We start from the raw sequence: 13164 nt of genomic DNA, 5'->3' as shown, positions 1-13164 counted from the left end.
GAGAAGAAGTGCACTGTGATGTTGTCTAAATTTAAGCGCAATAAACACCAACAACACCTCGCACAGCTGCCTAAACTGTCACAATCTGTTGCGGATGTGTCGACGCTTTATTCGCCTGGCGAATTCCGTGAGACGCTTTTGGAAAAGATTGCGTCAGCGCAATCGCGCATTTGTATCGTCGCCCTTTATCTGGAAAATGACGATGCGGGCCGCGCCGTCATGAACGCACTTTATGCGGCAAAAATCGCGCGTCCACAGCTGGATATCAGTATTTTAGTTGACTGGCACCGCGCCCAGCGCGGGCGCATTGGTGCCGCGCGCGGCGTCACTAACGCCGACTGGTATTGTGAGATGGCCCAGCAACATCCCGACAGCGTGATTCCGGTGTACGGCATCCCGGTGAATACGCGTGAAGCGCTGGGCGTACTGCACCTGAAAGGTTTCATCATTGATGACATGCTGCTTTACAGCGGTGCCAGCATTAATGACGTCTACCTGCACCAGCATGATAAATACCGCTACGACCGCTATCAGCTCATCCGTAACCCCGCCCTGGCTGACACCATGTTCGAATGGATTAATCACCATTTGAAAGAGGCGGAGGCGGTGAATCGTCTGGACTATGCAGAGCGGCCTTCCAGCCCGGAAATTAAAAACGAAACCCGGCAGTTTCGTCAGGACCTGCGCGGTTTTAACTATCAGTTTGAAGGCAACGCTGGCAACGATGAGCTGGCCGTAACGCCTTTAGTGGGCTTAGGTAAACACAGCCTGCTGAACAAGACCATTTTCCATCTGATGCCCTGCGCAGAGAAAAAACTCACTATCTGCACCCCCTATTTCAACCTGCCCGCCTTGCTGGTGCGCAATATCATTTCCCTGTTACGTCAGGGCAAAGATGTCGAGATCATTGTGGGTGATAAGACGGCGAATGACTTCTATATTGCACCCGATGAGCCGTTCAAGATCATCGGTGCACTGCCCTATCTCTACGAAATTAATCTGCGTCGCTTTTTGAGTCGCCTGCAGTATTACGTCAGTAACGGACAGCTGATCGTGCGCTTATGGAAAGAGGGTGAGAACAGCTATCACCTGAAAGGGATGTGGGTCGATGATGAATGGCAGCTTATTACAGGCAACAACCTGAATCCGCGCGCCTGGCGGCTGGATCTGGAAAATGCGGTACTGATCCACGATCCGCATCAGCAACTGGCCGATCAGCGCCAGCACGAACTGATGCTGATCCGCCAACATACCACTGTGGTTAAGCATTTCCGTGAGCTGGAAAGTATTGCTGACTACCCGGCTAAAGTCCGTAAACTGATTCGACGCCTGCGTCGTATCCGTATTGACCGCCTGATCAGTCGTATCCTCTAGTTTTTCAGCATGCCGCAGACTGACTGCGGCATGTTTACCGATTAAAGCGCCATGCCCTTACCCTGCCGGTGCAGCAACAGCGATACCACGAAGGCCAGTGCACCCATCCCAGAAACATACCAGAAGAACGTGGTTTCCATGTCGTGGTGTTTCATCAGCAACGCAACATACTCTGCCGATCCACCAAAAATGGCATTCGCCACCGCATAGGAAAGCCCGACACCGAGCGTCCTGACCTGCGGTGGAAACATCTCTGCTTTTAAAATCCCACTGATCGAGGTGTAAAAACTGGTGATCAGCAGCGCCAGCATAATCAGAACAAATGCCATGCCCGGACTCTGAACGTTTTGCAAAAGTGTCAGGATGGGCACAGTACAGATTGCGGCACCAGCCCCGAAGATCATCATGGACGTGCGGCGGCCGATTTTATCCGACAAACCACCGATAATCGGCTGCAGCAGCATATAAACCAGTAACGCGCCGGTCATTAATCCGCTGGCCGTTTTCGCATCCATGCCTGACGTATTGACCAGGTACTTTTGCATATAGGTGGTAAAGGTATAGAAACTCAGCGATCCGCCCGCGGTAAAGCCCAGTACCATCAGAAACGGCTTAGTATGATTTCGCAATAAGCCGATGACGCTGCCCGCATCGCGGTGTTCACGGGTTTGTTTATCTGAGGTCTCATCCAGCGAGCGGCGCAGCCATAACGCGACGACAGCCAGCGCGGCGCCTAAAAAGAACGGGATACGCCAGCCCCAGGTTCGTAGCTCATGATCGGTTAACAGAAACTGCAGCACCACGACCGTCAGTACCGCAGCCAGTTGGCCGCCGATTAAGGTGACATACTGGAATGAGGCATAAAATCCTTTTCGTCCTTCCAGCGCGACTTCACTCATATAGGTGGCGCTTGTGCCGTATTCACCGCCTACTGACAGTCCCTGAAACATACGCGCCAGCAAAAGCAGTGCGGGCGCGGCGATGCCAATACTTTCGTAGCCCGGCAGGCAGGCGATCACCAGCGATCCGAAACACATCATGCAGACCGAGATCAGCATGGATTTTTTGCGACCGTGGCGGTCGCCAATGTAGCCAAATAACCAGCCACCAATCGGCCGCATTAAGAAGCCCGCCGCAAAGACGCCCGCGGTTTGCAGCAGTTGGGTTGTGGTGTCGCTCTGGGGGAAGAAAATATGGGCAAAGTAGAGTGAGAAAAACGAGTACACATAAAAGTCGAACCATTCGACGAGATTACCTGAGGATGCGCCTACGATGGCCCAGATACGTTTTTTTCTGTCGATCGCCTGCGTGTGGGGAGTGCTGTTCATGTCTGACATGCTATGCCTCGGCTCCTTGCTGATAAGCAGCGTTAAAGCGTTGAGTAAAGCATGGACGGCAATAAAACGGAAAGAGGTGTTGCCCCGAGCCTATAAAATGTGACCTGTGTTGCTAATTTACTGAAATCATTGCGTGATATATCAGGCGGCATTTACCGATAACGCTGCGTCAGCGCCTCACGATGACATCCTGGAAGCACTGACATGCGCACAGGGAGACCGTTAAAATGCGGTGATCACCGTAACACCGGGCGATTCAAACTTATCCATATTCATTAACGCCTCTATGGATTGCTCCAGGTTAATGGTTCTGCCGATCAGTTTTTCCGGACAGAGTTTTCCTGCATGAATCATGTTCATCATCACATCATAGCGATGGGCCTGCATGCCGTGGCTGCCAATAATTTCCAGTTCATTAGCAATGACCCGCGCCATAGGAATGGGCGGTGCGCTGTGTTCACCTGCCATCAGGCCAACCTGAACGTGCCTGCCTCTTTTTCGTAATGAGTTGATAGCGTTGACACAGGTTGCCGTATGACCCAGCGCATCGATTGAAACGTGCGCCCCGCCGTGGGTGAACTCTCTGACCGCTTCCGCTACGTCGGCGACCTGCGTGGCATTTACGATGGCAACAGCGCCCAGCTCACGCGCCAGTTGCAGCTTTTCATCCGAGATATCCACCGCTATGACATTGGCGCCAAGTGCATTGGCAATCATGATGGCGGAAAGGCCTACGCCACCACAGCCGTGCACAGCAAGCCACTGCCCTGCGGACGTTTTCCCCTGATCAACAACGGCCCTGAAAGAGGTGATGAAGCGACATCCCAGACTGGCCGCAGTGGTGAAATTCAGCGTATCCGGTAGAGCAATGAGGTTCAGATCCGCCTGCTGTATGGCGACATATTCTGCGAAGGATCCCCAGTGGGTAAAGCCTGGCTGAAACTGATGATCGCAGACCTGTTGATTGCCTGAATGGCACTCATGGCATAAACCGCATCCCGAGACAAAGGGCACGGTGACATTATCGCCCGGGCGCCATTTCGTCACCGCGCTGCCGACCGCTTCAATCGTGCCGGCGAATTCATGCCCCGGCACGTGGGGTAACGGGATATCAGGATCGTGGCCGACCCAGCCATGCCAGTCGCTTCGGCAAACCCCAGTTGCTTTAACCCGAATCACAACGCCATGGGGTTCCGGTGTGGGATCCGGCAGCGTTTTCAGGACAGGCGGGGACAGAAATGATTCGTATATGACCGCTTTCATCAGTAAACCCTCATGTATGGTTTACTAAAAGTATACTGACAGGCCGTGAAATTACTTTTCGTGTATTGCAGGCGGATCATGGTTTATGAAATTATCTTTCATTAACGATAGTAAGGCTGAGTGGATATTTCAGTGAGTATTCTTGATAAGAAAGATGTGGCGTTACTGCGCTATCTGCAAAAGGACGGCAGAGTATCGAGTCTTAAGCTGTCTCAGGATTTGGATATGAGCCCGGCGTCAACATGGCGGCGCCTGAAGCGGCTTGAGGACGAAGCCTTCATTGAAGGTTATCAGGCGGTAGTGAATCGTCGAAAGATGGGGTTTGGCGTGATGGCATTCGTGCGTCTGGTCTGCAGCCAACACAGTGAGGCGGCAACACGAGACTTTGAAGAGCGGATCAATGCGAATCCTTATGTCCTGTCATGCCACAATATCACTGGCGAGGCCGACTTCCTTTTGCAGGTGGTTGCGCGGGATTTAGATCATTACAGCCTGTTTATTGAAAAGGAACTGCGCAAGCTGCCGGGGATCCTGAGCATTAATTCTTCGATTTCGCTCAGGGAAGTGAAGAAAAGCCATCCCCTGCCGGTCTGAGGGTACGGTTTACTTTCTGACCCAGGATGGCGGGCCTGGAGAATTTATACAAAGAAACGGTACCAGGCGACGATGGAAGGAGTCTTGCCAGCCGGTTCAGTGCAAACAGCAGCGTAGGATATCGGGCTCAAGAGGCTTTAAACGGCCATAAGATTCTGCCCGGCTGCCTGCTGAACCATGATTTGCGGACGTAAAAAAGCCCCGTACGGAAGTACGGGTCTTTTTTACTTTATTGATGCCTGGCAGTTCCCTACTCTCGCATGGGGAGACCCCACACTACCATCGGCGCTACGGCGTTTCACTTCTGAGTTCGGCATGGGGTCAGGTGGGACCACCGCGCTACAGCCGCCAGGCAGATTCTGTCTGCCGCACCGCCCCCTCGGGCCGCACGGCGTTATCCGGTAAACAAGGCTGAAAATTCTTCTGTCTCTCAACCAAAACGCCTCTGGCGTTGTAAGGTTAAGCCTCACGGGTCATTAGTACCGGTAAGCTCAACGCATCGCTGCGCTTACACACCCGGCCTATCAACGTCGTCGTCTTCAACGTCCCTTCAGGAGGCTCGAAGCCTCAGGGAGAACTCATCTCGGGGCAAGTTTCGTGCTTAGATGCTTTCAGCACTTATCTTTTCCGCACTTAGCTACCGGGCAGTGCCACTGGCGTGACAACCCGGACACCAGCGGTGCGTTCACTCCGGTCCTCTCGTACTAGGAGCAACCCCCCTCAATTCTCCAGCGCCCACGGCAGATAGGGACCGAACTGTCTCACGACGTTCTAAACCCAGCTCGCGTACCACTTTAAACGGCGAACAGCCGTACCCTTGGGACCTACTTCAGCCCCAGGATGTGATGAGCCGACATCGAGGTGCCAAACACCGCCGTCGATATGAACTCTTGGGCGGTATCAGCCTGTTATCCCCGGAGTACCTTTTATCCGTTGAGCGATGGCCCTTCCATTCAGAACCACCGGATCACTATGACCTGCTTTCGCACCTGCTCGAGCCGTCACTCTCGCAGTCAAGCTGGCTTATGCCATTGCACTAACCTCCTGATGTCCGACCAGGATTAGCCAACCTTCGTGCTCCTCCGTTACGCTTTGGGAGGAGACCGCCCCAGTCAAACTACCCACCAGACACTGTCCGCAGCCCGGATCACGGGCCCACGTTAGAACACCAAACATTAAAGGGTGGTATTTCAAGGACGGCTCCACGCAGACTGGCGTCCACGCTTCAAAGCCTCCCACCTATCCTACACATCAAGGCTCAGTGTTCAGTGTCAAGCTGTAGTAAAGGTTCACGGGGTCTTTCCGTCTTGCCGCGGGTACACTGCATCTTCACAGCGATTTCAATTTCACTGAGTCTCGGGTGGAGACAGCCTGGCCATCATTACGCCATTCGTGCAGGTCGGAACTTACCCGACAAGGAATTTCGCTACCTTAGGACCGTTATAGTTACGGCCGCCGTTTACCGGGGCTTCGATCAAGAGCTTCTCCTTACGGATAACCCCATCAATTAACCTTCCGGCACCGGGCAGGCGTCACACCGTATACGTCCACTTTCGTGTTTGCACAGTGCTGTGTTTTTAATAAACAGTTGCAGCCAGCTGGTATCTTCGACTGGCCTCGGCTCCGGGAGCAAGTCCCTTCACCTACGCGCCAGCGTGCCTTCTCCCGAAGTTACGGCACCATTTTGCCTAGTTCCTTCACCCGAGTTCTCTCAAGCGCCTGGGTATTCTCTACCTGACCACCTGTGTCGGTTTGGGGTACGATTTCGTGTTACCTGATGCTTAGAGGCTTTTCCTGGAAGCAGGGCATTTATCACTTCAGCACCGTAGTGCCTCGTCGTCACGCCTCAGTGTAAAGTGCACCGGATTTGCCTGGCGCACACACCTACACGCTTAAACCGGGACAACCGTCGCCCGGCCGATATAGCCTTCTCCGTCCCCCCTTCGCAGTAACACCAAGTACAGGAATATTAACCTGTTTCCCATCGACTACGCCTTTCGGCCTCGCCTTAGGGGTCGACTCACCCTGCTCCGATTAACGTTGAACAGGAACCCTTGGTCTTCCGGCGACAAGGTTTTTCACCTTGTTTATCGTTACTTATGTCAGCATTCGCACTTCTGATACCTCCAGCATGCCTCACAGCACACCTTCGACGGCTTACAGAACGCTCCCCTACCCAGCAACGCTTGCGCGTCGCTGCCGCAGCTTCGGTGCATGGTTTAGCCCCGTTACATCTTCCGCGCAGGCCGACTCGACCAGTGAGCTATTACGCTTTCTTTAAATGATGGCTGCTTCTAAGCCAACATCCTGGCTGTCTGTGCCTTCCCACATCGTTTCCCACTTAACCATGACTTTGGGACCTTAGCTGGCGGTCTGGGTTGTTTCCCTCTTCACGACGGACGTTAGCACCCGCCGTGTGTCTCCCGTGATAACATTCTCCGGTATTCGCAGTTTGCATCGGGTTGGTAAGCCGGGATGGCCCCCTAGCCGAAACAGTGCTCTACCCCCGGAGATGAGTTCACGAGGCGCTACCTAAATAGCTTTCGGGGAGAACCAGCTATCTCCCGGTTTGATTGGCCTTTCACCCCCAGCCACAGGTCATCCGCTAATTTTTCAACATTAGTCGGTTCGGTCCTCCAGTTAGTGTTACCCAACCTTCAACCTGCCCATGGCTAGATCACCGGGTTTCGGGTCTATACCCTGCAACTTAACGCCCAGTTAAGACTCGGTTTCCCTGCGGCTCCCCTATACGGTTAACCTTGCTACAGAATATAAGTCGCTGACCCATTATACAAAAGGTACGCAGTCACACCACGAAGGTGCTCCCACTGCTTGTACGTACACGGTTTCAGGTTCTGTTTCACTCCCCTCGCCGGGGTTCTTTTCGCCTTTCCCTCACGGTACTGGTTCACTATCGGTCAGTCAGGAGTATTTAGCCTTGGAGGATGGTCCCCCCATATTCAGACAGGATACCACGTGTCCCGCCTTACTCATCGAACTCACAACTCATGCACCTTTGTGTACGGGAGTATCACCCTGTACCCTGCGACTTTCCAGACGCTTCCACTGATGCACAAGCTGATGCAGGTTCTGGGCTCCTCCCCGTTCGCTCGCCGCTACTGGGGGAATCTCGGTTGATTTCTTTTCCTCGGGGTACTTAGATGTTTCAGTTCCCCCGGTTCGCCTCATGCCGCTATGTATTCACTGCATGATAGTGTGACGAATCACACTGGGTTTCCCCATTCGGGTATCGCCGGTTATAGCGGTTCATATCACCTTACCGGCGCTTATCGCAGATTAGCACGCCCTTCATCGCCTCTGACTGCCAGGGCATCCACCGTGTACGCTTGGTCGCTTAACCTCACAACCCACAGGCGTTTTGCGCTTGCGTGTCGTGAGCTTTTGAGAGACCCGAACGCATCGTGCTGTGTTCCTTATTACGGAGGAACACGACGTGCGTCGTTTCAAATTTTCAGCTTGTTCCGGATTGTTAAAGAGCATAATACTTCGCAGCACACCGTCGCCGGTACGCTCTGAAGTATTGTCAGAAAAAACAGCAAGTATGGTGGAGCTAAGCGGGATCGAACCGCTGACCTCCTGCGTGCAAGGCAGGCGCTCTCCCAGCTGAGCTATAGCCCCATACAGTTACTGCAGAGACCACTACTACCACTCAACCGAGTACACATTCTTCGCATGGAGGAATGCAATTTCTTCTCAGGCAAGGCATGCGGAAGGGAAGTTTACCTCTGTAAACGACCGCGCGCATAACGCAGCATGAGGAGAAATTTGGTAGGCCTGAGTGGACTTGAACCACCGACCTCACCCTTATCAGGGGTGCGCTCTAACCACCTGAGCTACAAGCCTGTAGAGGTTTTTTCTGCTCGTGACTTTCTATCAGACAATCTGTGTGAGCACTTCGCACGAAGGTATCTTCAGGTAAGGAGGTGATCCAACCGCAGGTTCCCCTACGGTTACCTTGTTACGACTTCACCCCAGTCATGAATCACAAAGTGGTAAGCGCCCTCCCGAGGGTTAAGCTACCTACTTCTTTTGCAACCCACTCCCATGGTGTGACGGGCGGTGTGTACAAGGCCCGGGAACGTATTCACCGTGGCATTCTGATCCACGATTACTAGCGATTCCGACTTCACGGAGTCGAGTTGCAGACTCCGATCCGGACTACGACGCACTTTATGAGGTCCGCTTGCTCTCGCGAGGTCGCTTCTCTTTGTATGCGCCATTGTAGCACGTGTGTAGCCCTACTCGTAAGGGCCATGATGACTTGACGTCATCCCCACCTTCCTCCGGTTTATCACCGGCAGTCTCCTTTGAGTTCCCGACCGAATCGCTGGCAACAAAGGATAAGGGTTGCGCTCGTTGCGGGACTTAACCCAACATTTCACAACACGAGCTGACGACAGCCATGCAGCACCTGTCTCAGCGTTCCCGAAGGCACCAATCCATCTCTGGAAAGTTCGCTGGATGTCAAGAGTAGGTAAGGTTCTTCGCGTTGCATCGAATTAAACCACATGCTCCACCGCTTGTGCGGGCCCCCGTCAATTCATTTGAGTTTTAACCTTGCGGCCGTACTCCCCAGGCGGTCGACTTAACGCGTTAGCTCCGGAAGCCACTCCTCAAGGGAACAACCTCCAAGTCGACATCGTTTACGGCGTGGACTACCAGGGTATCTAATCCTGTTTGCTCCCCACGCTTTCGCACCTGAGCGTCAGTCTTCGTCCAGGGGGCCGCCTTCGCCACCGGTATTCCTCCAGATCTCTACGCATTTCACCGCTACACCTGGAATTCTACCCCCCTCTACGAGACTCAAGCCTGCCAGTTTCAAATGCAGTTCCCAGGTTAAGCCCGGGGATTTCACATCTGACTTAACAGACCGCCTGCGTGCGCTTTACGCCCAGTAATTCCGATTAACGCTTGCACCCTCCGTATTACCGCGGCTGCTGGCACGGAGTTAGCCGGTGCTTCTTCTGCGGGTAACGTCAATTGCTGAGGTTATTAACCTCAACACCTTCCTCCCCGCTGAAAGTACTTTACAACCCGAAGGCCTTCTTCATACACGCGGCATGGCTGCATCAGGCTTGCGCCCATTGTGCAATATTCCCCACTGCTGCCTCCCGTAGGAGTCTGGACCGTGTCTCAGTTCCAGTGTGGCTGGTCATCCTCTCAGACCAGCTAGGGATCGTCGCCTAGGTGGGCCGTTACCCCGCCTACAAGCTAATCCCATCTGGGCACATCCGATGGTGTGAGGCCCGAAGGTCCCCCACTTTGGTCTTGCGACGTTATGCGGTATTAGCTACCGTTTCCAGTAGTTATCCCCCTCCATCGGGCAGTTTCCCAGACATTACTCACCCGTCCGCCACTCGTCACCCGAGGAGCAAGCTCCTCTGTGCTACCGTCCGACTTGCATGTGTTAGGCCTGCCGCCAGCGTTCAATCTGAGCCATGATCAAACTCTTCAATTTAAAGTTTGATTTGCTGCAACCAGTGCAGCGATGCTCAAGGAAAACGTCGTAATGAATTTCAATACGTGTTCACTCTTAAGACTTGATATTTTTTTGCGTCCGGAGACGCGGATATCAATCCTGCGAGTGCCCACACAGATTGTCTGATAAATTGTTAAAGAGCAGTGCAACCACCGGGTTAACCGTCTGTTGCGAGGTGGCGTATATTACGCTTTCCTCCTTCAGAGTCAACCTCTTTTTCAGAAGTTTTTCTCCGGCGAAAACTCCGGGGAGTTCTCTGCTGAACACCGCGTTACGTAAGCCGTTGTGCCGTGTCAGTGGAGGCGCATTATAGGCAAATATTTTGGGCTGGCAAGGGGGTAATTCAAAGAAACTTCTCAACCGCTCACTTTCCAGGCAAACCGTCGCAGAAACCGCCAATCCGGCCCGTTTCAGAAACAAAAAACGGGCATTACGCCCGTTTTTAACAGAGACAGCCTTACTGATGTGCCGTAATGACGTCGTCTTTGACATCCATTTCTATCACTTTTCCCGGAACCAGTTGTCCGGAAAGGATCTGCTGTGCCAGCGGATTCTCTATCTGTTGCTGGATAGCGCGTTTCAGTGGACGCGCACCGTACACCGGATCATAACCGTTCTCACCCAGCAGCTTGATCGCGGCATCAGAGATATGCAGCTGATAACCGCGATCCTCCAGACGTTTGTACAACCGTTGCAGCTGAATCTGTGCGATAGAGGCAATGTGTTTTTCACCCAGAGGATGGAACACCACCACCTCATCAATACGGTTAACAAATTCAGGACGGAAGTGCTGTCCTACCACACCCATGACAACCCCCTTCATTTCGGCGTAGTTCAGATTGCCGAAACGTTCCTGAATCAGATCGGAGCCCAGGTTCGAGGTCATGATTACCACCGTGTTGCGGAAATCAACGGTGCGACCTTGCCCATCCGTTAAACGGCCATCATCCAGCACCTGCAGCAGGATATTGAAGACATCGGGATGCGCCTTCTCTATCTCATCCAGCAGAATCACCGAATACGGACGACGGCGAACCGCCTCGGTCAGATAGCCGCCCTCTTCATAGCCAACGTAGCCCGGAGGTGCCCCCACCAGCCGCGATACCGAGTGTTTCTCCATAAATTCAGACATGTCGATACGGACCATCGCATCGTCACTGTCAAACAGGAAGTTAGCCAGCGATTTACACAACTCGGTTTTACCCACACCCGTTGGGCCGAGGAACAGGAATGATCCGACAGGACGGTTTGGATCGGCCAGACCCGCACGGCTACGACGAATGGCATTGGACACCGCTTCGACGGCTTCATCCTGTCCGATAACGCGCGAGTGGAGCTCCTGTTCCATTCGCAGCAGTTTGTCTCGCTCCCCTTCCATCATGCGGGCAACCGGAATACCGGTCCAGCGCGCCAGCACATCGGCAATTTCCACATCTGTCACGCGATTGCGCAGCAGCTTCATGGTTTTGCCTTCAGACTGGGTGGCAGAAGCCAGTTGTTTTTCCAGCGCCGGGATTTTGCCGTACTGCAGCTCAGACATCTGCGCCAAATCACCAGAGCGACGCGCCTGCTCAAGCTGGAGGCGTGCCTGTTCCAGCTCCGCTTTAATATTCTGCGTACCGGTTAATGAGGCTTTTTCCGCTTTCCACTCTTCTTCCAGCTCAGCATATTCACGCTCTTTCTGATTCAGCTCCGCTTCGAGCATCTCCAGACGTTTCACGCTGGCATCATCAGACTCTTTCTTCAGCGCCTGCTGTTCCAGTTTCAACTGAATAATGCGCCGCTCCAGTCGATCCAGTGCCTCTGGTTTGGAGTCAATCTGCATACGAATGCTGGATGCCGCTTCATCGATCAGGTCAATCGCCTTATCGGGTAACTGACGATCGGCGATATAGCGGTGAGAAAGCGTGGCCGCCGCAACGATAGCCGGGTCAGTAATCTGTACATGATGGTGCAACTCATAGCGCTCTTTTAACCCGCGCAAAATGGCGATGGTATCTTCAACGCTTGGCTCTGCGACAAACACTTTCTGGAAACGACGCTCCAGTGCCGCATCCTTCTCAATGTACTGGCGATATTCATCCAGCGTGGTGGCACCGACGCAGTGCAGCTCACCACGTGCCAGTGCCGGCTTCAGCATATTACCGGCATCCATTGCGCCGTCCGCTTTGCCTGCGCCCACCATGGTATGTAACTCATCGATAAACAGGATGACGTTGCCTTCCTGTTTGGCCAGGTCGCTGAGTACGCCTTTCAGGCGCTCCTCGAATTCACCCCGGTATTTTGCCCCTGCCACCAGCGCGCCCATATCCAGCGCCAGTACACGGCGACCTTTCAGCCCTTCCGGCACTTCGCCATTGATAATGCGTTGGGCCAGCCCTTCAACAATGGCGGTCTTACCTACGCCGGGCTCACCGATTAACACAGGGTTATTTTTAGTACGGCGCTGCAATACCTGGATGGTACGGCGAATTTCCTCATCACGACCAATCACCGGATCCAGCTTGCCTTTCTCGGCACGCTCAGTGAGATCGATTGTGTATTTCTTTAACGCCTGACGCTGATCTTCAGCACCCTGATCGTTCACGTTGTCACCTCCACGAAGTTGTTCTATCGCTTTGGTGAGCTTGTCGTTAGTGGCACCCGCAGACTTCAGAATGTCTGCCAGCGAGCCACGTGAATCCAGGGCTGCCAAAACAAATAATTCAGATGAGATAAAGTTGTCATTGCGCTTCTGTGCCAGCTTGTCGCACAGATTAAGCACTCTGATCAGGTCGGCAGAAGGTTGCACGTCGCCGTCGCTGCCTTCCACCTGGGGCAGACGATCGATAGCCTGGTCAATCTGCGTACGCAGAGAGGCCACATCTATGCCGGTAGAGGACAACAGCGGAGCGACCGATCCCCCTTCCTGTTTGAGCAGTGCGCTCATCAGATGCAAAGGTTCGATAAACTGGTTGTCGTGTCCCAATGCCAGAGACTGCGCGTCGGAGAGAGCAAGTTGAAATTTATTAGTAAGACGATCCAGACGCATAATTCCTCCCATTACAGGTCAAATGCTACTGGAGATTAAAATGAGGTCATCCCTCAAGTTTTCAA

General features: G+C 53.4%; 5 protein-coding genes, 2 tRNA genes and 3 rRNA genes. 2 read left to right on the top strand and 8 right to left on the bottom strand.

Annotated features, from left to right (window positions below):
• Positions 1-18: 18 nt before the first annotated feature.
• Positions 19-1374 (top strand): CDP-diacylglycerol--serine O-phosphatidyltransferase, encoded by a 1356-nt coding sequence (gene pssA, locus GC090_RS04905; RefSeq protein WP_006120692.1) that lies wholly within the window; start codon positions 19-21, stop codon positions 1372-1374.
• A gap of 41 nt (positions 1375-1415) precedes the next feature.
• Here the strand turns inward: pssA and GC090_RS04900 are convergent, their stop codons facing one another.
• Together GC090_RS04900 and GC090_RS04895 are read right to left on the bottom strand one after the other, a co-directional pair.
• Positions 1416-2711, bottom strand: a complete 1296-nt coding sequence (locus GC090_RS04900; protein ID WP_324020980.1) for an MFS family transporter — start codon at positions 2709-2711, stop codon at positions 1416-1418.
• A 222-nt stretch (positions 2712-2933) separates the two neighbouring features.
• Positions 2934-3974 carry a zinc-dependent alcohol dehydrogenase family protein gene (locus GC090_RS04895; protein ID WP_058702295.1) on the bottom strand — a complete coding sequence of 347 codons (1041 nt, stop codon included), beginning with the start codon at positions 3972-3974 and terminating at the stop codon, positions 2934-2936.
• A 132-nt stretch (positions 3975-4106) separates the two neighbouring features.
• Here GC090_RS04895 and GC090_RS04890 point away from each other — a divergent pair, with 132 nt between their 5' ends.
• Complete coding sequence (locus GC090_RS04890; protein ID WP_233255815.1) at positions 4107-4568, top strand: Lrp/AsnC family transcriptional regulator; 462 nt, start codon at positions 4107-4109, stop codon at positions 4566-4568.
• Positions 4569-4805: 237 nt separating this feature from the next.
• On the opposite strand, the gene rrf is transcribed toward GC090_RS04890, so the two are convergent.
• The 6 genes from rrf to clpB form a co-directional block, all read right to left on the bottom strand.
• Positions 4806-4921: ribosomal RNA gene (rrf, locus tag GC090_RS04885) — 5S ribosomal RNA — on the bottom strand.
• 102 nt (positions 4922-5023) lie between these two features.
• A 23S ribosomal RNA gene (locus GC090_RS04880) occupies positions 5024-7929 on the bottom strand.
• A gap of 202 nt (positions 7930-8131) precedes the next feature.
• A tRNA-Ala gene (locus tag GC090_RS04875) sits at positions 8132-8207 on the bottom strand.
• Positions 8208-8355: 148 nt separating this feature from the next.
• A tRNA-Ile gene (locus tag GC090_RS04870) sits at positions 8356-8432 on the bottom strand.
• A 73-nt stretch (positions 8433-8505) separates the two neighbouring features.
• Positions 8506-10047: ribosomal RNA gene (locus GC090_RS04865) — 16S ribosomal RNA — on the bottom strand.
• The 16S, 23S and 5S rRNA genes sit together here with 2 tRNA genes alongside, the layout of an rRNA operon.
• 478 nt (positions 10048-10525) lie before the next feature.
• Positions 10526-13099 carry an ATP-dependent chaperone ClpB gene (clpB, locus tag GC090_RS04860; protein ID WP_033739502.1) on the bottom strand — a complete coding sequence of 858 codons (2574 nt, stop codon included), beginning with the start codon at positions 13097-13099 and terminating at the stop codon, positions 10526-10528.
• Positions 13100-13164 lie beyond the last annotated feature (65 nt).

Origin of the sequence: Pantoea sp. JZ29 (assembly GCF_035190385.1) — a bacterium.
GTDB lineage: Bacteria > Pseudomonadota > Gammaproteobacteria > Enterobacterales > Enterobacteriaceae > Pantoea > Pantoea stewartii.
Note: the sequence above shows the minus strand (reverse complement) of the source record. Positions and strands in the feature narration are given on the sequence as shown.

Excerpts from the sequence above, each read along its gene's own strand:
- pssA (WP_006120692.1), top strand. The coding sequence starts at position 19 with ATGTTGTCTAAATTTAAGCGCAATAAACACCAACAACACCTCGCACAG.
- clpB (WP_033739502.1), bottom strand. The coding sequence starts at position 13,099 with ATGCGTCTGGATCGTCTTACTAATAAATTTCAACTTGCTCTCTCCGAC.
- GC090_RS04900 (WP_324020980.1), bottom strand. The coding sequence starts at position 2,711 with ATGTCAGACATGAACAGCACTCCCCACACGCAGGCGATCGACAGAAAA.
- GC090_RS04895 (WP_058702295.1), bottom strand. The coding sequence starts at position 3,974 with ATGAAAGCGGTCATATACGAATCATTTCTGTCCCCGCCTGTCCTGAAA.